Origin of the sequence: Nocardioides sp. (assembly GCF_030150155.1) — a bacterium.
Lineage (GTDB): Bacteria > Actinomycetota > Actinomycetes > Propionibacteriales > Nocardioidaceae > Nocardioides.
Genome location: NZ_JASLGR010000006.1, coordinates 67,308 through 91,644, shown reverse-complemented (window position 1 = coordinate 91,644; position 24,337 = coordinate 67,308). Strand labels below are relative to the sequence as shown.

The window sequence follows — 24,337 nt, the reverse complement described above, 5'->3', positions numbered from 1 at the left end:
CCGACACTGCCGCGCAGCCTACGTGTTCGGGCGCGTGAAGAGGAGATAGATGAAGCCCAGACACCCCAGAGCCGCCGCCGGGGCCACCGCCAGGGCGGCAATCCCGGGATGGGCCAGGGTGCCGAGGAGGACGGTGCCGTCGGCAGCCTTCTTCGCTGCCGCGGTCGGGTCCGCCGGGGCGGCGTGCACGCCGTAGGCCAGCATCACCGCGGAGAACACGCAGGTGCCGATCAGGACCGCCACCATCGTGGTGATCTCCCGGCCCCGGCCCGCGATGCCCGCCACGATCCCGGTGAACAGACCCAGCGGCAGCGCGATCAGCACGAACCAGCCGGTCGCCTTGAACGCGGCACGGTTGCCCTCGTCCCACGGGCTCGGATACCAGACGTGACTGACCACCTGGCCGGTCGGCGCGTGCCAGCGGGTCATCCAGATCCGGCCCGCGACGTAACCCGCCACCGCGCACCACACCACGATGCCGACGGCCCAGCCGACCGAGCGCGAGAGCGCCGCACGAGAGAGCACCGAGGTCCCCCGCGCGGTCGTGCTCAGCTCAGACATCCCGGCCCGAGCAGCTGCTTGAGGTCGGCGAAGAGTGCCGGGCTCGGGGTCACCCGCAGCCGGTCGTCGAGACGCATCACCCTCGTAGTCTGACGGCTCATCAGACGCAGCCGCACCTCGGTCATGCCGGGATGGGTGCCCAGGACGTCCTTGAGCTGGGCCACCACCGGTGGCGTGCACCGCGTCGAGGGCATGCTGATCACGACCGGACCGCCGACCGCGCCCTCGTTGAGGTCGGGCACGGTCACCTCCATGCCGCGCAGCTGGACCGTCTCCCGCTCCTTGTCGACACCGGCCTTGACCCTGATGATCGCGTCCTGGGCCAGGGCGGAGCTGACCTGGACGTAGACGCTCGGCCACAGCAGCACCTCGACGGCACCTTCGAGGTCCTCCAGGGTGATCGTCGCCCAGGGGTCGCCCTTCTTGGTGATCCGGCGGTTGACGTTGGTGATCAGGCCGGCCACGGTGACGTGGTGGCCGTGGGCCACCGACTCGTCGGTGAGCAGCCGACCGATCGTCATGTCGGTGCCGCTGGCCAGCACGTGCTCCAGGCCGAGCAGCGGGTGGTCGGAGACGTACAGGCCGAGCATGTCGCGCTCGTGGGCGAGCAGCGACATCTTCTCCCACTCGTCGACGTCGGGGATCGTCACCGAGATCCCGAAGCCACCACCCATCGACTCGTCGAGCCCGCCGAAGAGGGAGTCCTGGCCGATCGCCTCGTTCTTCTTGATGTCGACGTACTGGTCGACGGCGGTCTCGTGCACCGAGATCAGCGCACGGCGCTTGTGCTTGAGGTCGTCGAAGGCACCGGCCTTGATCAGGGACTCGATCACCCGCTTGTTGCAGACCACCGCCGGGACCTTGTCCAGGAAGTCGTTGAAGTCGGTGTAGCGCCCCTTCTCCCCCCGGGCCGCGACGATCCCCTCGACCACGTTGAGACCGACGTTGCGCACCGCGGTCAGACCGAAGCGGATGTCGTTGCCGACGGCGGCGAAGTCGACGAGCGACTCGTTGACGTCGGGCGGCAGCACGTTGATCTTCATCCGGCGACACTCGTTGAGGTAGATCGCCATCTTGTCCTTGTCGTTCTTGACCGAGGTCAAGAGCGCAGCCATGTACTCCGTGGGGTAGTTGGCCTTGAGGTACGCGGTCCAGTAGGTGACCACGCCGTACGCCGCCGAGTGCGACTTGTTGAAGGCGTAGTCGGCGAAGGGGACGAGGATCTCCCACAGCGTCTTGACGGCGTCCTTGGAGTAGCCGCGCTCGAGCATGCCGCCCTCGAAGCCGGCGTACTGCTTGTCGAGCTCCTCCTTCTTCTTCTTACCCATCGCGCGCCGCATGTTGTCTGCGGCGCCGAGGGAGAAGCCGGCGAGCACCTGGGCGATCGCCATGACCTGCTCTTGGTAGACGATCAGACCGTAGGTCTCACCCAGCACCGGTTCGAGTGCCTCAGCCAGCTCGGGGTGGATCGGCTCGATCGGCTGGCGGCCGTTCTTGCGGTGGGCGTACTTGTTGTGCGAGTCCGCACCCATCGGCCCCGGCCGGTAGAGCGCGGAGACGGCGGTGATGTCGGCGAACTTGTCGGGGAGCATCGAGCGCAGCAGCGCCCGCATACCGCCACCATCGAGCTGGAAGACGCCCAGCGTGTCACCGCGGCCCATCAGCTCGTAGGTGGCCTGGTCGTCGAACGGGACGTCCTCCAGGACGAGGTCGACGCCCTTGTTGGACTTGATGTTGGCCACCGCGTCGTCGAGCGTGTGGAGGTTGGACAGACCCAGGAAGTCCATCTTGACCAGGCCGAGCGCCTCGCACTTCGGGTACTCGAACTGCGTGATGGTCTGGCCATCCTGCTTCGGGTCCATCAGCGGCACGATGTCGATCAGCGGCTCGCTCGACATGATCACGCCGGCGGCGTGCACACCGGTCTGCCGGATCTGGCCCTCCAGACCGACGGCGGTGTCGTAGATCCGCCGGACCTCGGGGTCGGACTCGTGCATCGAGCGGAACTCGGCGCCCTCGGCGTACCGCTTGGAGGACGGGTCGAAGAGCTCCTTGAGCTTGACGCCCTTGCCCATCACGTCGGGCGGCAGCGCCTTGGTGATCCGGTCGCCGATGGCGAAGCCGTGGTCGAGGATGCGGGCCGCGTCCTTGATCGCAGCCTTGGCCTTGATCCGGCCGAAGGTGGCGATCTGGGCGACCCGCTCGGCACCGTACTTCTCGGTGACGTACTGGATGACCTCACCGCGACGGTGGTCGTCGAAGTCGATGTCGAAGTCAGGCATCGAGGGTCGCTCAGGGTTGAGGAACCGCTCGAAGAAGAGGCCGTGCTCCAGCGGGCACAGGTCGGTGATCTTGAGTGCGTACGCCGCGATCGAGCCGGCACCCGAGCCACGGCCCGGTCCAACCCGGATGCCGTTGTTCTTGGACCACTGGATGAAGTCGGCGACCACCAGGAAGTAGCCCGGGTAGCCCTTCTGCACGACGATGTCGAGCTCGAAGTTGACCCGGTCCTTGACCTCCTGGGTGAGCTTGTCACCGGGATAGCGCATCTCGATCCCGCGCCAGACCTCCTTGCGGAACCAGGACTCCTCGGTCTCGCCGGCGGGGATCTCGGCGCGTGCCATGTAGCCGCCGGTGGACTCGACGAACTCGACGTTGCACCGCTCGGCGATGGCGAGGGTGTTGTCGCAGGCCTCGATCAGGTCCTGACGACCCCAGAGCTCGCGCATCTCCTGGGCGGACTTGATGTAGTAGCCCGAGCCCTCGAAGGCGAACCGCTTGCCGCCCTGGCTGTACGGCGGCTCCGCCATCCGCGAGCCCGACTGCACACACAGCAGGGCCTCGTGGGCCCCGGCGTCCTCGGGGTTGTTGTAGTGCGAGTCGTTGGTCGCGATCGGCTTGATGCCCATCGTCTTGCCGAGCTTGAGCAGGTCGTCGCGGACCCGCTTCTCGATGCTGATGCCGTGGTCCATCAGCTCCAGGAAGACCGACTCACGCCCGAAGATGTCCTGGAGTTCGCCGGCCTCGCGCAGCGCCTCGTCCCACTGCCCTAGCCGGAGCCGGGTCTGGATCGCTCCGGACGGGCAGCCGGTGGAGACGATGATCCCCTTGCTGTGCTCGGACAGGATCTCCTTGTCCATCCGGGGCTTGTAGAAGTAGCCCTCCAGGCTGGCACGTGAGGAGAGCCGGAAGAGGTTGTGCATCCCCTCGGTGGTCTCGGCCCACATCGTCATGTGGGTGTAGGCGCCACCACCGGAGACGTCGTCGCCGCCCTCCTGGGCCGCGTCGCCACGGCCCCACCGGACCCGCTTTCGCTCGCCGCGCGGGGTGCCGGGGGTGATGTAGGCCTCGACCCCGATGATCGGCTTGACGCCGTACTTCTGAGCCTTGGAGTAGAAGTCGTAGGCCCCATGCATGTTGCCGTGGTCGCTCATCGCGATGCTGGACATGCCCAGCTCACTCACACGCGAGAAGAGCCCGTCCAGCAGGCTGGCCCCATCGAGCATCGAGTACTCGGTGTGGACGTGGAGATGCGCGAAGTCCGCGGAAGCACCCGGGGACGACGTCATTTCTGCCCTCCTCAAGGGGAAAAGTCACCGGCGCACGCAGCGCCATGAACAGATCGCGCGGTCACCTGGGGAAGGAACCCCAGACTACGCGACCTCGGAAGCACGTCACATCTTTGACGCGACCACCGACATTTCTGGTACGACCCACGCGGCTCAGGGCCGCGACATCGTCTCCCACGCATTCTCGACCACGGTGACGTCGAGGCCGCACTCGGCCGCGATCCGGTGGGTCAGCGCGTGATGAAACGCATAGTCGACCGTCGGCCAGTCGGCCACCGCGATCTCGTCGAGCACCAGCAGGCCGTTGACAGCCGCCGCGATCGCCGGGGTCAGCATCACCGCACGGCCCGCACCGCGCAGGTCGGCCGCAGCCAGGAAGCGGGTGAAGGACGCCGGTCCCCAGCCGTGCAGGTGGCCCTCGTTGACCAGCCGGTAGTACGCCGCCACGGGCCCCTCCACGTCGAGCACCTCGACGGTCGCGGCGAGCCGCTCGGCGACCTCGGGCAGCGTGGTGATCCGCGCCGTGCGCCACGAGCCGTACGACGACCGCCCGTAGCCCCAGGCAGCGGAGACCGCCACCAGCTCGGCCCAGCGCCCGTCGGCCCGTGCCCGTGCCGCCGCCTCGTCGAGGTCGGCGCGACCCACGCCGAGCCGTTCACGCAGGTGGGCGGGCAGGGAGGCCACCTCGGCCCAGGACGGATGCAGCGCGACCTCGGTCGCCACCTCGCCGCGCCCGGAGCGGCCCAGGTCGTCCAGCGCCCTGGCGTCGAGCGCGCTCGATCGTGCCGCCTCGATCGCGGCACGAACCTCCCGTCCCATCCTGGTGTCGATCACGTCCTGCCTCCCTGCGAGGGAGGGTAGCCGGGGCGGGACGAGGCCACCAGAGCCGAACGGCCGGTGTCCTCGCCCCGGTGCGGCCTCAGACCAGGTCGCGTACGACGTTCAAGGCGCGGTCGAGATCGTCGGGGTAGGGCGAGCTGAACTCGACGTACTCCCCCGTCTCGGGATGGGTGATGCCCAGCCGCACCGCATGCAGCCACTGCCGCTCCAGGCCGACCTTGCGGGCCAGGGTCGGATCAGCGCCGTAGGTCAGGTCCCCCACGCACGGGTGGTGGGTCGCGCTCATGTGCACCCGGATCTGGTGCGTCCGGCCGGTCTCGAGGTGGACCTCGAGCAGGCTGGCGTAGCGGTGCGCCTCCAGCGTCGCGTAGTGCGTGATGGAGTGCCGACCGTCGGCCATCACGGCCATCTTGTAGTCAGCCTTGGGGTGGCGCCCGATCGGAGCGTCGATGGTGCCCTCGTGCGGGTCGGGGTGCCCCTGGACCAGCGCGTGGTAGACCTTCGTCGGCGTACGGTCGCGGAAGGCCTGCTTGAGCACGCTGTAGGCGTGCTCGGACTTCGCGATCACCATCACCCCGGAGGTGCCCACGTCGAGCCGGGAGACGATCCCCTCGCGCTCCTTGGCGCCCGAGGTCGAGATCCGCACGCCGGCGGCCCGGAGGTGGCCCACGACCGTCGGACCGGTCCAGCCGGGACTCGGGTGGACCGCGACCCCGACGGGCTTGTCGATCACCACGATGGCGTCGTCCTCGTAGATGATCCGGATCCCCTCGACGATCTCCTCGTGGATCTCCAGCGGATCGGCCAGGACCGGGATCGTGACGTCGAGCATGGCGCCCGCGCTGACCCGGTCGGACTTGCCGGCCGGACGGCCGTCCAGCAGGACCAGGCCGTCGGCGGCCAGCTCGGCACTACGGGTGCGGGAGAGCCCGAAGAGGCGGGCGATGGCCGAGTCGACCCGCTCCCCCTCCAGACCGTCGGGAACGAAGAGGGTGCGCTGCTCGCTCGCGCTCACCGCGCGACCTCGCGGGTGCCGTCCAGCTTCATCCCGCGGGCCGCCTGCACCACGATCAGCACCGCGGCGACCGTGATGAAGCAGTCGGCGACGTTGAAGATCGGCCAGTGCGGCAGCTCGAGGAAGTCGACCACGTGCCCGTTGAGCGGCGAGGGCTCGCGCACGAGCCGGTCCACGACGTTGCCGAGGATGCCCGCCTCCAGGAAGCCCAGCGCCAGCGCCCAGAGCCAGTCACGCGTCTTGGCGACCACGACCCACGCCACCACCACACCGGCGACGATCGCGATGCACGAGATCACCGCCGTCATGCTGGTGCCCGTGCTGAACGCCGCACCCGGGTTGCGGGTGAGATTCAGCTGGAGCAGCGACCCGATCAGGTGGTGCTGCTCGCCGGGGGTCAGGTGAGCCACCGCCAGCGACTTCGTGACCTGGTCGAGTGCCAGGCCGAGGAGTGCCGCTGCGGCTGCGATCAGCCAGACGCGTGCCTTGCTCAGCGTCGTTCTTCCCGTTGCTTGCATGCCATGCACAGGGTCGCACGCGGGAACGCCATCAGGCGCATCTTGCCGATCGGCTCGCCGTTGGCCTCGCAGATGCCGTAGGTCTCGTCGGCGATCCGGGTCAGGGCGCGCTCGATCTGAGCGAGCTTGTCCTTCTCGGAGTTGACGACGCTGAGCTCCTGGTCACGCTCGAAGCTGGTCGCCCCCATGTCGGCCTGGTCCTGGCCGGCACCGTCGCCGCTGTCCTTCATCAGGCCGGAGAGCTCGGCCTCCTGAGCCTCGAGCAGCGCGAGCGAGTGGGCGCGCTGGTCGTTGAGCTCTGCGATGATCTCGTCGAGTTCTGCCTGGGTCCAGGGCTCCTCGCCTTCCTTGACCACCAGGTTTTCAGGGGCTGGATTGACAGCTGCCTTCTTTGCCACGGGAGAAGTGTGCCCTGTCCGTCGCCGAGACGTGGTGCCGGGGGTCGCCTTGGTGGCGGTGGCCCGCTTCGTCGGGGCCTTCTTCGCCGCGGTGGCGGCGCTGGCACTCTGGGTTGCCGCAGGGGTCCGAGCCATGTCATGCCTCCTAGTAGGCGCCTGGCGAGGGCGCCCGACCGCACCAGGCGGCTCGCGGGCACCATCACAGCGTGCGGGGAGGCTAGCCCAGCCCTGTCCGCCACTCAATGGGGCGCTCCGCACACAGAGGGCAAAAAACTCCCGAAATGCACGATGGCCGGCCCGAGGGCCGGCCATCGCATCGTCAGGAGACGATCAGTTCTCGTCCTCGCCGAGGATGGAACGCAGACGCTTGGGCGCCGACGGAGCGTCGTCGCCCGGGCCCAGAGCCGGCTCGGCGGCCATCGTGCCGAGAGCCTCGAGCTGCTGGGTGAAGTAGCCCTTGAGACGGGAGCGGTACTCGCGCTCGAACGAGCGCAGGTTCGCGACGTCGGTGTCGAGCTTCTCCTTCTCGCGCTCCAGGTCACCGAAGAGCTGCGTACGCCGCTCGGCGGTCTCCTGGTCGAGCATCTGGGCGCGCTGGCGGGCGTCGGCCTCCAGCCGGTCGGCCTTGGCCTTCGACTCGCTCTCCAGGCGCTCGGCCTTCGTGCGGGCCTCGCCGACGATCTTGTCAGCCTCGTCCTTGGCACCGTCGACGAGCTCGTCGGCGTTGCGGGTCGCGATCTCGAGGAGACGCGCTGCGGCGTTGGACGCCTGCGGCACGGTCTCGACCCGAAGGGTCTCCACAGCGGCAGGCGCGGCGGCCGGAGCCGACGCGGCCACGACGGGCTCGGGCTCGGGCTTCTTCTCGACGACCGGCTCAGGCGTGGGAGCGGGGGCGGCGACGGGCGCCGGTGCCTGCTCGCCCGACTGCGCGGATGCGAGCTTGGCCCGAAGGTCGTCGTTCTCCTTGGTCAGGCGAGCAAGCTCGGCCTCGACCTCGTCGAGGAACTGGTCGACCTCGCCCATGTCGTAGCCCTCGCGGAGACGGACGGGCGTGAACCTCTTGTTGCTCACGTCCTCTGGCGTCAACGGCATGACCCCACCTATTCGTTCGTTGCGTGCACTGATTGGGAAGATCAGCCTGTCAGGAGACCTGCCAGGCTGAGGTGTTGCTGTTGGTAATCCTGTGACGACACCATAGCGCGTGTCGAGATGACGGCACCTGAACGCCGGTTCTGCTACAGCAGCCGACCGGCCAGGCTGAGCGCGATGTAGGCCGCCAGCAGCACGATCAGGAAGCTCAGGTCGAGGGCGATCGGACCCAGTCGCAGCGGCGGGATCACCCGGCGCAGCGCCTTGATCGGCGGATCGGTGATCGAGTACACCACCTCGAGCAGGACCAGCAGGATGCCCTTGGGCGTCCAGTGCCGGGCGAAGACCTGCACCCAGTCGACGATGAACCGCACCCAGAGCAGCCCGATGAAGGCCCAGAGGAGGAGCACGATGACGGCCCCGACGCTATGCATGGGCGAAACCTTAGCGGCCTCGCCCCAGCCTGCGCCGTTCGCCCGCCCACCGGCACCGCAGCGGACTCAGGACTGGTTGAAGAACCCGCCCTGAGCGATCCGCGCCTTGGCCTCGGCCGCGACCGTGACGTTGGGCGGGGAGAGCAGGAAGACCTTGCTCGTCACCCGCTCGATGTCCCCACGGGTGGCGAAGATCAGACCGGCGGCGAAGTCGACCAGGCGCTTGGCGTCGGCGTCGACCATCTCGTTGAGGTTCATGATCACCGGGACACCGTCACGGTAGTTCTCGCCGATGGTGCGGGCGTCGTTGTACGTCTTGGGCTGCACCGTGACGATCTTGGACAGCTCGACATCGGGGACCGCCTGCGGACGGCGCCGCTCGGTGATGTCGGCAACCGGTGCCGGACGCACGCGCGGAGGCTGGCGCGAGGGAGCGGGCTCCGTCGGCGGAGCCTGTCGCTTGTCCCACTCGCCGGCGTCGTAGGCCGGGACCTCGTCGGTGTAGTCGTCGTAACGACCGGTGTCCTCGACCAGGCCGAGGTACTCCCCGATCCTGCGCATCGCGCCGCTCATGACATCTGACCTTCCGGTTGTTCTGCTTGGTTTGACATTAAAGGACTCCCGGTCGCGAACCGAGGACCGCCGAGCCGACACGCACATGTGTCGCACCCACGGCGATCGCCTCCTCGAGATCGCCACTCATCCCGGCCGACAACGTCGTCGCCTCCGGGAAGCTCTGCATGAACCGCTGGCGGATCTGCGCCAGCCGTTCGAAGGCGCGCGCCGGCTCCTCGCCGAGCGGCGCGACGGCCATCAGCCCACGCAGTCGCAGCGACTCGGTCGCGCTGACCGCCTCGGCCAGGGCACCGAGGTCGGCCTCGGTGGCGCCGCTGCGCTCGCCGGTGTGGTCCGGCGGATCCAGGCTCACCTGGAGCAGTACGTCGACCCGCCTGCCCTCCTCGGCGGCGCCGCGTGCCAGGGGTGCCACCAACCGCGCCCGGTCGACGGACTCGACCACGTCGGCGTACCGTGCCACGGCGGCGGCCTTGTTGGACTGCAGGCCGCCGATGAAGTGCCAGGCGAGGTCGAGGTCGGCGCAGTCGGCGGCCTTGGCAGCCGCCTCCTGGTGCCGGTTCTCCCCCACGTCGGTGACGCCGAGACCGGCCAGCAGCCGGACGTCGGAGGCGGGGAAGAACTTGGTCACCACGACCAGGCTCACCTCGCCTGGGGCGCGGTCGGCTGCCCGCTCGGCGGCGGCGATCCGCGCCTGGACGCGGGCCAGGTTGGCGGCGAGCTCGTCACGGCGTGCACCGCCGTCGGGGCCACTCACGCGGCACCTCCTGAGAGTCGGATGACGCCGGCCAGGCGCCCGGAGCCCTCGCCGTCGCGTCGATAGGAGAAGAGGGAGGCGTCCTCGCGGGTGCAGCCGGCGCCGTCGAGGTGCACGGTGACACCCTCGCGCTCGAGCTGGGCCCTGACGCCGGCGGCGATGTCGAGAGCCGGGGTGCCCCACGACGTGGTCGCAGCCGTGGCGGGCTCGATCGCGGCCACCTCGGCCTGCATCGCCTCGGGCACCTCGTAGCACCGCCCGCAGATCGAGGGACCGATCCAGGCGTCGATCTGGCCGGCACCGAGGTCACGCATCGCGGCCACGGTGGCCGGGGCGACGCCGGAGACCATCCCGAGTCGGCCGGCGTGGGCGGCTCCGATCACCCGGCCACCACGGTCGGCCAGGAGCACCGGCACACAGTCGGCCGCACGGACCAGCAGCACCACGTCGGCCCGGTCGGTGACCAGAGCGTCGGCCTCGGGGCGCACCCCGGGCTCGGCGACCACGACGCGGGCGCTGTGCACCTGGTAGAGGTCGGCCAGCTCGGCCTGCGGGGCGAAGTCGGCCATCAGGAGCCGGTGGTTCTCGACCTTGGCCGCCTCGTCGTCGGGCCCGGAGACCGCGAGGTTGAGGGAGTCCCACGGCGCGCCACTGACCCCGCCCGACCTGTCCGTGAAGGCCAGGTCGACAGGGCCAGCAGCGCCGCGGAAGAAGTACACCGTGCTCCTCTGCGTGCTCGACCTACTTGAGGAAGTCGGGCACGTCCAGGTCGTCGTCGGAGAAGGTCACCGACGGCGCCGGGGCGGCCGGGGCCTGGGGGGCGACAGGAGCGGCCGGAGCAGCCGGGGCGGCGGCCTGGGCCGGAGCCTCCTGGCGGGCCGAGACGGCGGCCGCGACAGCGGCGCGGGTCTCCTCCTGCGACTGGGTCGGGCGACCGCTCAGCGTGGTGGTGCGGGCCAGCTTCTTCGGCTCGCCACCGTCGAACCCGGCGGCGATGACGGTCACGCGGACCTCGTCACCGAGGGCGTCGTCGATGGTCGCGCCGAAGATGATGTTGGCGTCGGGGTGGACCGCCTCGGCGACCAGGGCCGCGGCCTCGTTGATCTCGAAGAGACCGAGGTCGGAGCCACCGGAGATCGAGAGCAGGACGCCGTGGGCGCCGTCGATACTCTCCTCCAGCAGGGGCGAGGAGACGGCGGCCTGGGCGGCGACCACCGTGCGGTCGTCACCGCGCGCCGAGCCGATGCCCATGATCGCCGAGCCGGCGTTGGACATCACGGACTTCACGTCGGCGAAGTCGAGGTTGATCAGGCCCGGGGTGGTGATCAGGTCGGTAATGCCGGCAACACCCTGAAGGAGCACCTGGTCTGCCTGGCGGAAGGCATCCATCACCGAGACGTTGCGGTCCGAGATCGACAGCAGGCGGTCGTTCGGGATCACGATCAGGGTGTCGACCTCGGCACGCAGAGACGCGATGCCGTCCTCGGCCGAGCCCTGGCGACGCTTGCCCTCGAAGGAGAACGGGCGCGTCACGACACCGATGGTCAGGGCGCCGAGCGAGCGGGCCAGCTTGGCCACGACGGGAGCGCCGCCGGTGCCGGTGCCGCCACCCTCACCCGCGGTGACGAAGACCATGTCGGCCCCCTTGAGGACCTCCTCGATCTCCTCCGCGTGGTCCTCGGCGGCCTGCTTGCCGACCTCGGGGTTCGCGCCGGCACCGAGGCCGCGCGTCAGCTCACGCCCGATGTCGAGCTTGACGTCGGCGTCGCTCATCAGCAGCGCCTGGGCGTCGGTGTTGATGGCGATGAACTCCACGCCCTTCAACCCGACCTCGATCATGCGGTTGACGGCGTTCACGCCGCCTCCACCGATGCCGACGACCTTGATGATCGCCAGGTAGTTCTGTGCTGCTCCCACGGATCCGCCCCGTTCCTGGATTACCTTCAACTATGACCCTCATCCTGAGGGTTATAGTTATGTCAACCTGCTGTTGGTGAAAACATTAGGCAAGGAGAGGGTCTCCCTGCCGCCGACACGCAGGGCGTGTCGGCGATTCGCGTGAGTATTTCCGCGACGCCTCAGCGCGTCGTGGGCTGACCCGGCACCGAGACGTCGTACACCTTGGCGTCGTGGGTCAGCAGGGCGTCGAGGACCTGCGCCTTCTGCGCCGAGTCGGCCGAGCTCCCCCACTGCACCGTGCGGCCCTTGGTCAGCGCCAGCGAGATCTCGTCGATCGTCTTGACCTCGACGTGATCGGTGATCTTGGCCAGGTTCGTCGGCAGCGACGCGACCACCTGTGCCGCCTCACGCAGCGCCTTGGCGTCGGTGCCGGCCGGGGTCACCACGGTCGGCATCCCGGCGGGCGCCTTCTTGTAGGTCTCGAAGACCACGCCGTCCTTGTCCAGGCCGCGCAACTTGCCACCGATGTCGATCACGGCGATCGGGGTGCGCTCGGTGACGGCGATCACGATCTGGTCGGGCCAGCGCCGCGAGACCTTCACCGACTCCACCGGCGCCAGCGCCCCGACCCGGTCGCGCACCTTGCCGGTGTCGACCTTGACCAGGGGCGTGTCCAGGGTGATCGCCGCGGCCGAACGGACCTGCTTCTGGCTCAGCGAGGAGGTCCCGGTGACGACCACCGAGGAGACCGCCAGCACCGAGGAGAACCAGACCAGCCAGATCCCGGTCACCACGACGGCGAGCACCACCACGGTGGCGAGGATCGGCTTGGCCTGCAGCCACCGGCGGCGCCACTGCCGCCGGGCGAAGCGTCGCCGGGTACGCCGGGTGTCGGCGTCGATCGCACCGAGGGAGGCGCTCGTCTCCGTGCCGGCCGACGTCGACTCATCGGCGCTGCTCGCAGCCGTGCGCCGCCGCAGACGCCCCGCCAGGCCCGGCTTCCGCGGGGCGTCGGACGCCTCGGCCGGGTCGGTGTCGCGCGGCCGCTCAGCCACCCAGGCCTCGCAACTGCGCGAGCACCAGCGGACCGACCTGCGTGATCGTGCCGGCGCCGAGGGTGAGGACGAGGTCACCGGGCCGTGCCCGGCGTACCAGCTCCGACGCGGCGGCCTCCAGGCCGACCACCTCGGTGACCTGCTCGCCTGGCAGCGGGACCGCCGACGTGATCAGGGCCGGGGTGACGGCGGGATCGGGCTCCTCGCGAGCCAGGTAGATGTCGAGCACGACGACCTCGTCGGCAGCGCGCAGGGCGGCGCCCATCTCGGCGCCGAAGATCCGGGTGCGCGAGACCATGTGCGGCTGGAAGGCGACCACGACACGGCCCTCGCCGGCCAGCGACCGAGCGGCCTCCAGGTCCCCGGTGATCTCCGAGGGGTGGTGGGCATAGGAGTCGTAGACCCGCACGCCACCGGCCTCGCCCTTGAGCTCCATCCGGCGACGGGTGCCGCCGAAGGACTCCAGGCCGCGCGCCAGCCCGTCGAAGTCGTAGCCCAGCCGCAGGCCGAGGGTCAGCGCCGCCAGGGCGTCCATCACGTAGTGCCGGCCCGGGATCCGCAGCGTGATCCGGCCCAGCTCACGACCACCGTCGATCACCGTGAACGCGGAGGTGGACCCCTCCAGGACGATGTCGACGGCCCTGACCTCGGCCAGCTCGGAGGTGCCGACACCGACGTAGGTGCGGCCCAGGCTCGCAGCCACCGAGCGCAGCGCCGCCGCTCCGTCGTCGTTGACGCAGGCGACCAGGAAGCCGCCCTGGGAGCCCGGGTCGATCCGCTCGACGAACTCGGCGAACGCCTCCCGGTAGGCCGCCTCGGTCCCCCACGAGTCCAGGTGGTCGGCCTCGACGTTGGTCACGATCGCGGCGTGCGGACGGTAGACCAGGAAGGCGCCGTCGGACTCGTCGGCCTCGGCGACGAAGAGGTCTCCGGTGCCGTCGGCGGCGTTGGTGCCCGACGCGGTGAGCTCGCCTCCGATGGCGTACGTCGGGTCCGCGCCGGCGGCCTGCAGGGCGACGGTCAGCATCGAGGTCGTGGTGGTCTTGCCGTGCGTGCCGGCCACGGCCAGCACGCGCTGCCCGTCCATGATCGAGGCCAGACCGGCGCTGCGCGGCCAGACCCGCAGGCCGCGGCGCTGGGCCTCGACCACCTCCGGGTTGTCCTCGCGCACGGCGGTGGAGACGATCAGGGTGTCGGCCTGGGCGACGTGGGCGGCGTCGTGGCCCACGTGCACCGTCGCACCGAGCTCGGCCAGGGTGGCCAGCATCGGCGAGTCGATCCCGTCGGAGCCGGAGACGGTGATCCCCCGCGCCAGCATGATCCGGGCGATCGCCGACAGGCCGGAGCCGCCGATCCCGACGAAGTGCACCCGACCGAGCTGGTCGGCCGGGAGGATGACCTCCGGCACCGGAACGCGCATCAGGCGCCCGCTTCCAGGATGATCCGGGCCAGTCGCTCGTCGGCGTCGCGCGGCACCAGCGCCGAGGCCGCCGCACCCATCTGGGCCAGGCCGGCAGGGTCGCTGACCAGCATCGGGACGGTGCTGGCGATCCACTCCGGGGTCAGCTCGGCGTCGGCGACCAGGAGCGCTCCCCCGGCCTCGACGACCGGGCGGGCGTTGAACTCCTGCTCACCGTTGCCGTGCGGCAGCGGCACGAAGATCGCCGGAACCCCCGACGCGGCCGCCTCGACCACCGAGGAGGCGCCCGAGCGGCAGATCATCAGGTCGGCCGCCGCCAGGGCGAGGTCCATCCGGTCGACGTAGGAGCGCACCACGTACCCGGCACCGGGCGAGGTCAGCTCGTTCTTCGGGCCGATCACGTGCAGCACCTGGATGCCGGCGGCGTCCAGGGTCGGCCAGGCACCGAGGACCGACTCGTTGAGCCGGCGTGCGCCCTGGGAGCCGCCGGTGATGACCAGGGTCGGCTTGGCCGGGTCGAGACCGAACTCGGCCAGGGCCTGCTCCCGCAGCGCGGCGCGGTCGAGGGTGGAGATCATCCGACGGATCGGCAGACCGACGTACTCGGCACCGGGCAGCGGGGTGCTGGGGAAGGAGACCGCGACGTGACCACGCTTGCCGGCCAGCCGGGCGCCGACCTTGTTGGCCAGACCGGGCACGGCGTTCTGCTCGTGGATCACGATCGGCAGCGTGCGCCGGCGGGCGGCGACGTACGCCGGCATCGAGACGTAGCCGCCGTAGCCGACGACCACGTCGGGGGCGAAGGAGTCCATCACCGCACCGGCGGCCTTGACCGCCTTGCGCAGGTTGGACGGGACCCGGAAGAGCTCACCGGAGATCCGGCGCGGCAGCGGCACCGGAGGGATCAGCTCGAGCCGGTAGCCGGCCTCGGGGACCACCCGCGTCTCCAGGCCGCGGGCGGTGCCCAGGCAGGTGACGTCGGTGTCGGGAGCGAGGCGGCGCAGGGCGTCGGCCGTGGCGAGCAGAGGAGAGGTGTGCCCGGCGGTGCCACCGCCGGCGAGAAGAACCTTCATGGTGGGAACGACTTTATCGAGAGACCGAGAGCCCGGCCGAACGCCGCCGCTTGCGTGCCTCCAGGGCACGCGCCGCGTCGGGCTCGCGCCGTGCGAAACCGAGGACGAGACCGAGGGCGACCAGCGACGGCACCAGCGCGGAGCCACCGTAGGAGACCAGCGGCAACGGGATGCCGATGACGGGGAAGACCGCGAGCACCATGCCGATGTTGATGATCATCTGCCCCAGCAGCCACACCATCACGCCGAACGTGAAGTAGCGGACGAACGGGTCGGAGGTCTGACTCGCGATCCGGTACGTCGCGAACGCGATCGCCAGGAAGAGCGCGACGATCAGCAACGTGCCGATCAGGCCCAACTCCTCGCCCAGGACGGCGAAGATGAAGTCGGTGTGCGGCTCGGGCAGCGTGCCCCACTTCTGCTGGGAGGCGCCGATGCCCTCACCGAAGATGTGGCCCGAGCTGAGCGCGTAGAGGCCGTGACCGGCCTGCCAGCCGGCGCCGTGGAAGTCCTTGAACGGGTCGGTGAAGTTGGTCAGTCGGGTGAGCCGGTGGGGAGAGACCACGGCGAGCGCCGCGACGCCGGCCAGCCCGATGCCGGCCAGGACACCGAAGACCCGCATCGGCAGCCCCACCACCCAGAGCAGACCGAAGGTGATCGCCATGAAGACCAGGCCGGTACCGAGGTCGCCCCCGCTGAGCACCAGCAGGAACGCCAGGCCCATCCCGGGCAGGAACGGCACCAGCATGTGGTGCAGCGAGTCGAGCCGGCGCTCCTTGTTGGCGAAGATGTTGGCGGCCCAGATGATCAGGCCGAGCTTGGCGATCTCCGAGGGCTGGATCTGGAACGGCCCGAGCACGAGCCAGTTCTGGTTTCCGTTGACCGAGCGTCCCATGAACACCGTGGCGACCAGGAGCATCAGCGAGACCGCGAACGCCGGGTAGGCCAGGCCGCGGATGACGCGTTGCGGGAGCCGGCAGGCCAGCCAGGCGGTCGGCAGGCCGATCGCCACCCACATCAGCTGGCGCTCCACCACGGCGTAGGAGTTGCCGTAGTTGCGCAGGCTGTAGACGCTCGAGGCACTGAGCACCATGATCAGGCCGATCACCAGCAGCAGCGCGGTGGCGACCAGCAGCAGGTAGTAGTTGGCCAGCGGGCGCTCCAGCGCCTCACCGGCGGCACGCACCCAGGGCAGTCGCTGGAACCAGGCGCCGGGCTTGGAGAGCTTCAGCGCTGGCCGGATCGAGGTCTCGTCTCCGCTGACGGTGGTCACCGATCACTCCTGCCTTCGACCCTGCGAGCTGTCGGCCGGGCCGACGGCAACGGGACCCCTACCCCGCTGCAACGCCCCACCAGTCTCACTGGTCCCACGGGCCAGGACGTGGACCTTCGCCCCGCGTGTCGCGCCGACCCGCGGTGACCGGCTCAGACGTCGTCGCTGAAGTGGTTGATCAGGCCCGTCCGGACCGCGTGCTGCGGTACGCCGACGGAGCGGGCCAGGGCCGCAGCGGCGAGGGCACAGCCCAGCTCGAACGGTGTCGGGTCGTTGAGATCGGCCAGGGTGCAGATCTCCGCGGCGCTGGTGGAGCGTTCCGGGATGAAGGCACGGTCGACCAGGATGTCCTCGACCATGCCGACCATCCCGACGCTCGGCATCCCGAGGGTGAACCCGATCCCCCGCGCACCCTCGGCGACCTCGGCCCGCTCGACCAGCTCGCGCTGGACGGGCTCCTCGACGTTGTAGATGCAGGCGTTGCTGACCCGCTCGTAGGCGCTGCCCTGGTCCAGCACCATCGGGTCCTCGGTGCCGACCCGCGGCGGGAGGAAGACGATCGCGGTGGACTCGGGCGCCATCGAGTGGGTGAAGTGCAGGTCACGGGCGTGCGCGTCGACGATGACCAGGTCGTGCATCGACGGATCCATGATCGTCTCCACCGCCGAGCGCGGCCCCTCGCCGATCACGGCGGCGTAGAGCCCGACGGTGTTCATGATCGAGATCACCAGGTCGACCACGGTGGTGCGGCCGTCCTCGCCGGCGATCACCAGCCACGGGGCGTAGCGCCCCTGGGCACCGGCCTCACGCAGCCGCCAGGCCAGCTCCAGCTCGCTCCACACCGGGATCCCCCGGGCCTCGGCCTGGGCGATCAGCCCCTCGTGCTCGCGCCACTGCGGTCCGGCGACGAGCACGTCGCAGACCTCGGGCAGTTCGGCGGTCGAGCCCGGGCCCAGGGTGATCTTCGCGCCCAGCTCGGTGAGCAGGGTTGCGCGCTCGGCGTCGTAGCCGTGCACCGGCGTCTCCGAGAGCACCGTCACCCGGGCACCGATGAAGAGCAGGTTGTCAGCGGCCGCCGCACCGTGCAGGCCGAAGCCGGCCACCACCGCGTGCACGCCACTCCAGTCGTCGTGGCGACGCAGGGCGTCCAACGGCAGGCCGGTCAATTGCCTGCCACCCACTCGGCGTAGAAGACCCCCACGCCGACGGCCACGCACAGACCGGTGATGATCCAGAAGCGGATCACCACGGTGACCTGCTCCCAGCCGAGCATCTCGAAGTGATGATGGATCGGTGCCATCTTGAAGATCCGCTTGCCCTTGCTGACCTTGAAGAAGCCGACCTGGAGCATCACCGAGAGGGTCTCGATCACGAACAGGCCGCCGAGCAGGATCAGCAGGATCTCGGTGCGCGAGAGCACCGCGAAGCCGGCCAGGGCGGCGCCGAGCGCCAGCGAGCCGGTGTCACCCATGAAGATCTTCGCCGGGGAGGCGTTCCACCACAGGAAGCCGATGCAGGCACCGGTGATGCAGGCAGCGACCACCGCCAGGTCCAGCGGGTCGCGCACCAGGTAGCACTTGGCGTTGATCGTCCGGCCACACGACTGGTTCGACTGCCAGATGCTGATGATCGTGTACGCCGCGAAGACCAGCGCACACGCGCCGGTGGCGAGCCCATCGAGACCGTCAGTGAGGTTCACCGCGTTGCTGAACCCGGTCACCAGGAACCAGATCACCACGATCACGAGGATCGTGGGCAGCGTCGGACCCCAGTCGCGCAGGAACGAGATCTGGTGGCTGGCCGCCTGACGACCGCGGTCGTCGGCGAGTTTGTGCCACAGCGCCAGCACACCGAAGACGACCGCGACGATCGTCTGGCCGATGAACTTCGCCCGCGAGCGCAGACCCAGGTTGCGCTGCCTGAAGATCTTGATGAAGTCGTCGAGGAATCCGACCAGCGCCGTACCGACGAAGAGGAAGAGCAGCAGCAGCGCGCTGGTGCTCGGCTGGATGCCGGTGATCAGCCGGGCCGCGAAGTACGCGATCACCGTCGCCAGCACGATCACCACACCCCCCATCGTGGGCGTGCCGCGCTTGGACAGGTGAGTGGTCGGGCCGTCCTCCCGGATCTCCTGGCCGTAACCCAGCTTGGTGAACTGGGAGATGGCAACACGAGTCCCGAGCAGGGAGATGAGCAGGGCCAAGCCGCCGCCGAGAAGGATCGCTCTCATAGGGAACCCATCTTGTCAGGAACCTGTGGATGTCTCTGGATTCGCCGTGCCGAGTCGCGCACGCAATGCGTCGCGCGCCACAGAACGGTCGTCGAACGGGTGGATCTCACCGTGGATCTCCTGGCCCGTCTCGTGGCCCTTGCCTGCGATCAGCACGATGTCGCCGGCCTGGGCCTGGGCGATCGCGGTGCTGATCGCCTCGTGCCGGTCGCCGATCTCGGTGACCTCGGCCTTGCCCTGCCGGGCCCCGGCCAGCACCTCGGCCCGGATCGTGGCCGGCTCCTCGGTGCGCGGGTTGTCGTCGGTGACGATCACGACGTCGGCCAGCCGGCCGGCGATCTCGCCCATGATCGGGCGCTTGCCCTGGTCCCGGTCCCCGCCGGCGCCGAGCACCACGATCACCCGGGAGTCGGTCAGCGGGCGCAGCGTGCGGATCGCCGCCTCGACCGCGTCGGGCTTGTGCGCGTAGTCCACCACGACGGTGAACTCCTGGCCGGCGTCGACCCGCTCCAGGCGGCCGGGCACCCCGGCGGAGTCGCCGATCCCGTTGGCCACCCGCTGCGGGTCGAAGCCCGCCTCGGCGGCCGCCGCGATCGCAGCGAGGGTGTTGGCCACGTTGAAGTCGCCCGGCAGCGGGCAGCGGGCCTCGATCCGGCGCCCGTCGGGGGCGAAGACGGTGAACGTCGAGCCGTCGGGGCCGAGCACGATCTCGCGGGCCTCCCAGTCGGCGTCACCGTGGGTGGACAGCGTCAGGATCGGGATCGGCGCCTGGGCGGCGAGGCGACGGCCGTGCTCGTCGTCGATGTTGACCAGGCCCTTGCGTGCCCGCCCGGGGGTGAAGAGCGAGGCCTTGGCCAGGTAGTACTCCTCCACGCTGTGGTGGAAGTCGAGGTGGTCGCGGCCGAGGTTGAGGAAGACCGCGACGTCGAAGACGATCCCGTCGACCCGACCCAGCACCAGGGCGTGGCTGGAGACCTCCATCGCGCACGCCGCGACCCGCTTCTCCTTCATCTGGGCGAAGAGGGCGTGCAGGTCGGGTGCCTCGGGGGTGGTCAGACTGGTCTTGACGTCACGACCCGCGATCCGGGTGCCGACGGTGCCGACCACCCCGGCCACGATCCCCGAGCGCTGCAGCCCGGCCTCGAGCAGCCGGGTGGTGGTGGTCTTGCCCTGGGTGCCGGTCACGCCGATGGTGGCGAACGCGCTCGCGGGCTCGCCGTACACCTGGGCGCTGAGCACACCGAGCAGCGAGCGCGGGTCGTCGGCGACGATCACCGGGACACCGGCCAGCATCGGCGAGCCCGGGTTCATCCGGGCGGCGCCGACCTCGTCGGTGAGGACGGCGACGGCACCGGCCTCGACGGCGTCCAGGACGAAGTCGATGCCGTGCACCCGAGCACCGGCCAGGGCGGCGTACAGGTCGCCGGGAAGCAGCCGCTGCGAGCTGAGCGAGACGCCGCTGACCAGCACGTCGCCGTCACCGACGAGCCGCATCCCGGGCGCGAGCAGGGAGCTCAGCGGCGTCCGCGGGGGGCGCTGAGGACGGGTCGCAGCGACCGCCGCACGATCTACAGGAGGCACCGAGGCAGATTATCTGGAATCAGTACTGCAGCGCGCCCTTGCCCCACTGCACCGGCAGGTGCGAGGGCTTGGTGCCGGTGGGCGCGACGCCGTAACGACGGAGGAGGAAGCTCATGATCCGGGAGAAGACCGGGCCGGCGTTGGAGCCACCGCCCTTGTTCGTCTTCGGGTTCTGGATCATCACGTAGACGGTGAAGCGCGGGTTGTCGGCCGGGGCGAAGCCCGCGAAGGAGACGGTGAGGCTGCCGTCGTAGCGGCCGTTGACGGCACGCTGGGCGGTGCCGGTCTTGCCGGCCACCCGGTAGCCGGCGACCTGCGCCTTCGGCGCGGTACCGGTCTTGGGGTCCACGACCCGCTCCATCATCTGCATCATCTGGGTGGCCGCCTCCTGGCTCACCACCCGCTCGGTCGTGGTGTGGTCGGTGCCGACGGTCTGGCCCGAGTCGTTGGTCGCCGTGCCCTTGATCAGGCTCGGGGTGACCTTGACGCCGCCGTTGGCCACCGCGTTGACAGCGGTGGTCATCTGCAGCGCGTTGACCGAGAGCGACTGACCGAAGGAGATCCGGTCCTGCAGCTGGTGGTTCCAGGCCGAGGCGCTGGCCAGGATGCCGGGGGTCTCACCCGAGAGCCCGATGCCGGTCTTCTGGCCCAGGCCGAACTTGACCAGGTAGTCGCGCAGCTGACCGGTGTCGAAGTTGTCCGAGGCGAGCACGGTGCCGATGTTCGAGGACTGCGCCACGACCCCGGCCAGCGTCCACTTCATCGTGGGGTGGTTGAACCAGTCGTGGATCACGCGGTCCTGCCGGGCCAGTGTGTTGGGCACCGTCAGCCGGGTGCGGTCGGTGACCTTGCCGGCATCGATCAGTGCCGAGAGGGTCAGCACCTTCTCCACCGAGCCGGGCTCGTAGGGCTCGGAGAGGGACCGGGTGCCGAGGTCGGCCTTCTTCGACGCCGACGGGTTGTTGGCGTCGTACGTCGGCCAGTCCGACAGCGCCAGGATCTCGCCGGTGCGGGTGTCCATCGCGACGGCGACAGCGGACTCGGCGCCGGAGTTCGAGGCGGCCTCGGCGAGCACCTTGTCGGTGTACCACTGGGCGTCGCGGTCGATCGTGGTGGTGATGTTCTGGCCGTTGACCGGCTCCACCGTCGAGCTCTCCCCCAGCGGGACCCGGGTGCCGCCCGCGGTCACGTAGGTCTCCTCGCCGTCCTTGCCGGCCAGGGTCTTGTCGAAGGAGCGCTCGATCCCGCCGAGCGACTCGTCGGTGCCGACGAAGCCGACGATGTTGGCCGCCAGGTCACCGCCCGGGTAGTCACGGATCGGGTCGCGCTCGGTGGTGAGCCCCTTGTAGCCGAGCTCCTCGGCGGCCTTGACCGCCTCGGTCGCCTGCGTGGCCGGGATCCGGCGAGCGACGTACTCGAAGCGGGAGCCGGCCTTCTTGCCGCGCAGCGCCTTGAGGGTGGTGAAGTAGTCGATGTCGAGCTTGTTCGACAGGAACTTGGCCAGCTGCGGCGCCGTCGCCTTGGTCAGCGACGGGTCGGCGATGATCATCAGGCCGTCGACGGAGTCGGCCAGCGGCTCGCCGTTGCGGTCCAGGATGTTGCCGCGCGTGGCGGGCAGCACCACGCTGGTCAGGTCGGCCTTGCGGGCCGCGTCGGCGTAAGCGTGCGGGTCGATCGCCTGCAGCTGGATCAGCCGCGCTCCGAAGAAGGAGAGGATCACCGCGACCAGGAGGAACCCCGCCCGCAGTCGAAGCTGCGGTGCCCCACGTCCCCTCATCGCCACTGCCTCAGTCTCCTTGACCTGTTCGATGGTTCATCGTTCTGCGACCGCGTGTCGCGCGAACGTCGACTTTCGTAGCGTCGTCTCAGTTGAACGAGGGCTTGCGGACCTTGATCCACAGCGGCGGGGTGTAGCTGCCGTCGGCCGGAGCGGCGTCACCGAGCACCTTGCCGGTGTCGAGCTTGAGCATCGCGACGTTCGCCGGGATGACCATGCCCTGCTTCTCCGCGGCCTGGGCGACGTTCTGCGGGCTGCGCAGCGTCTCGAGCTGCATCTCCAGGGACTGCTGCTGCGCGGCCAGTGTGGTGGCCTGCTTCTGCAGCCGGGTCTGGGTGAAGGAGGCGGCCTGCATCGAGGTGTTGAACATCAGCAGCGCGACCACACCCCCGACGAGCAGGGCCGAGACCAGCAGCACGAACGGCAGCTCGCTGGTGGCGACCCGGCGACGCGGGACCACCCGGAGGCGGGCACGCTCGATCGTTCCCGGCTCGAGCCAGGGAAGGCGGCGGGGAGAGACGGCGGCGTTCGGCATCAGGCACCTCGAGACGGGGAAGAGGAAGTGGAGCGAATTCGTTCGATGGCGCGCAGCCGGACCGAGGCAGCGCGCGGGTTGTGGGCGTTCTCGGCGTCGTCGGCCTGCTCCGCGCCACGGGTGATCAGTCGGAAGGCCGGCTCCATCCCCTCGGGGATGAACGGCATGTCGGGCGGCACGTCCAGACGGGTCGCCTTGGTGAAGACCTGCTTGACCAGCCGGTCCTCCAAGGAGTGGTAGGACTCGACCACCACGCGGCCCCCGACGCCGATCACGTCGAGGGAGGCGGGCATCGCCCGGCGCAGCACGCCGAGCTCGTCGTTGACCTCCATCCGCAGGGCCTGGAAGGTCCGCTTGCCCGGGTGTCCGCCGGTACGACGAGCCGGTGCAGGGATGACGTCGTAGAGCAGCTCCACCAGGGCACCACTGCGGGTCCACGGCTCCCGCTCCCGGCGCTCGATGATCGCCCGGGCGATCTTGGAGGCGAACTTCTCCTCGCCGTACTCGCGCAGGATCCGGGTCAGCTCGGCATGGCTGTAGCTGTTCAGGATGTCGGCCGCGGTCGGGCCGGTGGTGTCGTCCATCCGCATGTCGAGCGGAGCGTCGGCGGCGTACATGAAGCCGCGCTCGCGCACGTCGAGCTGCATCGAGGAGACGCCGAGGTCGAAGAGGACGGCGTCGGCCAGGCCGGCGCGGCCGTGCTCGGCGACGACCTCGGGCAGCTCGTCATAGACGGCGTGGACGCCGACGAAGCGGTCACCGAAGGGCGCCAGCCGGGCGCTGGCCATCGCCAGGGCGGTCGGGTCGCGGTCGATCCCGATCACCCGGGCGGTGGGGATGCGCTGCAGCACCGCCTCGGTGTGGCCGCCCAGGCCGAGGGTGCAGTCGACCATCACCGAGCCGTCGGCGCGCAGGGCCGGCTCGAGCAGCTCGACGCAGCGGTCGAGCAGCACCGGGACGTGACGCGGATCGCCCGCCGTCTCGTCCGGACCCTGCGTAGTGCTCATCTCGACCCTTACCTCGTGCCGGCCTGGTGCCGGTGTGACTGCTGTTACTGGTATTGCTGAAGTTGCTGATGGTGTTACGGAAAATGCAGAGCGGCTCCGTAAATCGGGGACTCATGCCCGCTCCCGGGGAAGTGCCGTCTGGAACCGGGGAAGTGATCCCAGCTGGCGTGGGAGCGGGACTGAGACCTCGCTCTACGGAGCCGTTCTTCAATTGGTGCTGGTTAGGAGGCAGGGTCCTCGTCGAGCTCGGCGAACTTGGCCTGAGCGCCGGAGCTGTACTCAGCCCACCGCTCGGGATCCCAGATCTCGATCCGGTCCATCACGCCGATCACGACGACGTCCTTGTCCAGGCCGGCGTAACTCCGCAACAGCGGCGAGATGCCGATCCGGCCCTGCTTGTCGGGCGTCCCCTGCTCGGCACCGCCGAACAGGACACGGGCATAGTCACGCGCCCCCCGATTGGTCATCGGGGTCTGCTGCGCACGCTGTGCCTCGGCCATGAAGACGTCCTCGGGCCACACGACCAAGCAGTTCTCCTGGCCTTGCGTCACGACGACCCCCTCACTCAGCCGTTCCCTGAACTTCGCCGGGAGGAAGAGGCGTCCCTTGTCGTCGAGCTTCGGGGTGTAGGTGCCCATGAAGAACATCTGCGGGCACCTCCCCTCGGCTCCACCTCAGTGGCCTCGTCCTCCACTTTGCCCCACGCTACCCCACTTTCCTCCACGATCAACCA

23 protein-coding genes are annotated in these 24,337 nt (G+C 69.7%); all 23 read right to left on the bottom strand.

Translation table 11 applies throughout. The features are described from left to right. Positions 1-18 precede the first annotated feature (18 nt). On the bottom strand, positions 19-561 hold the full coding sequence (locus Q1V88_RS01235; RefSeq protein ID WP_300676812.1) for a hypothetical protein: 543 nt from the start codon (positions 559-561) through the stop codon (positions 19-21). Next, complete coding sequence (dnaE, locus tag Q1V88_RS01230; protein WP_300676810.1) at positions 549-4,130, bottom strand: DNA polymerase III subunit alpha; 3,582 nt, start codon at positions 4,128-4,130, stop codon at positions 549-551. The genes Q1V88_RS01235 and dnaE overlap by 13 nt, the downstream gene beginning before the upstream one ends. 153 nt (positions 4,131-4,283) lie before the next feature. After that, positions 4,284-4,964, bottom strand: a complete 681-nt coding sequence (locus Q1V88_RS01225) for a hypothetical protein (protein WP_300676808.1) — start codon at positions 4,962-4,964, stop codon at positions 4,284-4,286. An 85-nt stretch (positions 4,965-5,049) separates the two neighbouring features. After that, the gene (locus tag Q1V88_RS01220) at positions 5,050-5,985 is read right to left on the bottom strand and encodes an RluA family pseudouridine synthase (protein ID WP_300676805.1); all 936 of its coding nucleotides are present in this window, start codon (positions 5,983-5,985) and stop codon (positions 5,050-5,052) included. Then, a complete protein-coding gene (gene lspA / locus Q1V88_RS01215; RefSeq protein WP_300676802.1) occupies positions 5,982-6,503 on the bottom strand; it encodes a signal peptidase II in 522 nt (173 codons plus the stop codon). The genes Q1V88_RS01220 and lspA overlap by 4 nt, the downstream gene beginning before the upstream one ends. Continuing rightward, on the bottom strand, positions 6,476-6,901 hold the full coding sequence (locus Q1V88_RS01210; RefSeq protein ID WP_300676799.1) for a TraR/DksA C4-type zinc finger protein: 426 nt from the start codon (positions 6,899-6,901) through the stop codon (positions 6,476-6,478). Before Q1V88_RS01210 ends, lspA begins: the two co-directional genes overlap by 28 nt. Positions 6,902-7,231: 330 nt before the next feature. Continuing rightward, on the bottom strand, positions 7,232-7,993 hold the full coding sequence (locus Q1V88_RS01205) for a DivIVA domain-containing protein (RefSeq protein WP_300676796.1): 762 nt from the start codon (positions 7,991-7,993) through the stop codon (positions 7,232-7,234). A 143-nt stretch (positions 7,994-8,136) separates the two neighbouring features. Further along, on the bottom strand, positions 8,137-8,424 hold the full coding sequence (locus Q1V88_RS01200; RefSeq protein WP_300676794.1) for a YggT family protein: 288 nt from the start codon (positions 8,422-8,424) through the stop codon (positions 8,137-8,139). Between the two features lie 66 nt (positions 8,425-8,490). Next, positions 8,491-8,997, bottom strand: a complete 507-nt coding sequence (gene sepF, locus Q1V88_RS01195; RefSeq protein WP_300676793.1) for a cell division protein SepF — start codon at positions 8,995-8,997, stop codon at positions 8,491-8,493. A 37-nt stretch (positions 8,998-9,034) separates the two neighbouring features. Then, complete coding sequence (locus tag Q1V88_RS01190; RefSeq protein ID WP_300676790.1) at positions 9,035-9,754, bottom strand: YggS family pyridoxal phosphate-dependent enzyme; 720 nt, start codon at positions 9,752-9,754, stop codon at positions 9,035-9,037. Continuing rightward, a complete protein-coding gene (gene pgeF, locus Q1V88_RS01185) occupies positions 9,751-10,473 on the bottom strand; it encodes a peptidoglycan editing factor PgeF (protein WP_300676787.1) in 723 nt (240 codons plus the stop codon). The genes Q1V88_RS01190 and pgeF overlap by 4 nt, the downstream gene beginning before the upstream one ends. A 22-nt stretch (positions 10,474-10,495) precedes the next feature. Next, a complete protein-coding gene (gene ftsZ, locus Q1V88_RS01180; RefSeq protein ID WP_300676784.1) occupies positions 10,496-11,671 on the bottom strand; it encodes a cell division protein FtsZ in 1,176 nt (391 codons plus the stop codon). A gap of 161 nt (positions 11,672-11,832) precedes the next feature. Continuing rightward, positions 11,833-12,708, bottom strand: a complete 876-nt coding sequence (locus tag Q1V88_RS01175; protein WP_300676782.1) for an FtsQ-type POTRA domain-containing protein — start codon at positions 12,706-12,708, stop codon at positions 11,833-11,835. Then, positions 12,701-14,128 (bottom strand): UDP-N-acetylmuramate--L-alanine ligase, encoded by a 1,428-nt coding sequence (gene murC, locus Q1V88_RS01170; protein WP_300676779.1) that lies wholly within the window; start codon positions 14,126-14,128, stop codon positions 12,701-12,703. The genes Q1V88_RS01175 and murC overlap by 8 nt, the downstream gene beginning before the upstream one ends. Beyond that, positions 14,128-15,201, bottom strand: coding sequence for an undecaprenyldiphospho-muramoylpentapeptide beta-N-acetylglucosaminyltransferase (murG, locus tag Q1V88_RS01165; RefSeq protein WP_300676778.1), 1,074 nt, complete (start codon positions 15,199-15,201; stop codon positions 14,128-14,130). Before murG ends, murC begins: the two co-directional genes overlap by 1 nt. 13 nt (positions 15,202-15,214) lie before the next feature. Then, positions 15,215-16,474 (bottom strand): putative lipid II flippase FtsW, encoded by a 1,260-nt coding sequence (ftsW, locus tag Q1V88_RS01160; protein ID WP_300676776.1) that lies wholly within the window; start codon positions 16,472-16,474, stop codon positions 15,215-15,217. A 152-nt stretch (positions 16,475-16,626) separates the two neighbouring features. Then, positions 16,627-17,655, bottom strand: a complete 1,029-nt coding sequence (locus Q1V88_RS01155) for a hypothetical protein (RefSeq protein WP_300676773.1) — start codon at positions 17,653-17,655, stop codon at positions 16,627-16,629. After that, the gene (mraY, locus tag Q1V88_RS01150; RefSeq protein ID WP_300676771.1) at positions 17,637-18,704 is read right to left on the bottom strand and encodes a phospho-N-acetylmuramoyl-pentapeptide-transferase; all 1,068 of its coding nucleotides are present in this window, start codon (positions 18,702-18,704) and stop codon (positions 17,637-17,639) included. The genes Q1V88_RS01155 and mraY overlap by 19 nt, the downstream gene beginning before the upstream one ends. Positions 18,705-18,719: 15 nt before the next feature. Further along, entirely contained in the window at positions 18,720-20,285 is a 1,566-nt protein-coding gene (locus Q1V88_RS01145) for a UDP-N-acetylmuramoyl-L-alanyl-D-glutamate--2,6-diaminopimelate ligase (protein ID WP_300676768.1), read from the bottom strand. 19 nt (positions 20,286-20,304) lie between these two features. Then, positions 20,305-22,062: a penicillin-binding protein 2 gene (locus tag Q1V88_RS01140; RefSeq protein ID WP_300676766.1), complete on the bottom strand. Its 1,758-nt coding sequence runs from the start codon at positions 22,060-22,062 to the stop codon at positions 20,305-20,307. 88 nt (positions 22,063-22,150) lie between these two features. After that, positions 22,151-22,597, bottom strand: a complete 447-nt coding sequence (locus Q1V88_RS01135; RefSeq protein WP_300676756.1) for a hypothetical protein — start codon at positions 22,595-22,597, stop codon at positions 22,151-22,153. After that, complete coding sequence (gene rsmH / locus Q1V88_RS01130; RefSeq protein WP_300676743.1) at positions 22,597-23,604, bottom strand: 16S rRNA (cytosine(1402)-N(4))-methyltransferase RsmH; 1,008 nt, start codon at positions 23,602-23,604, stop codon at positions 22,597-22,599. Before rsmH ends, Q1V88_RS01135 begins: the two co-directional genes overlap by 1 nt. 221 nt (positions 23,605-23,825) lie before the next feature. Next, positions 23,826-24,251, bottom strand: coding sequence for a division/cell wall cluster transcriptional repressor MraZ (gene mraZ / locus Q1V88_RS01125; RefSeq protein WP_300676728.1), 426 nt, complete (start codon positions 24,249-24,251; stop codon positions 23,826-23,828). Positions 24,252-24,337 lie beyond the last annotated feature (86 nt).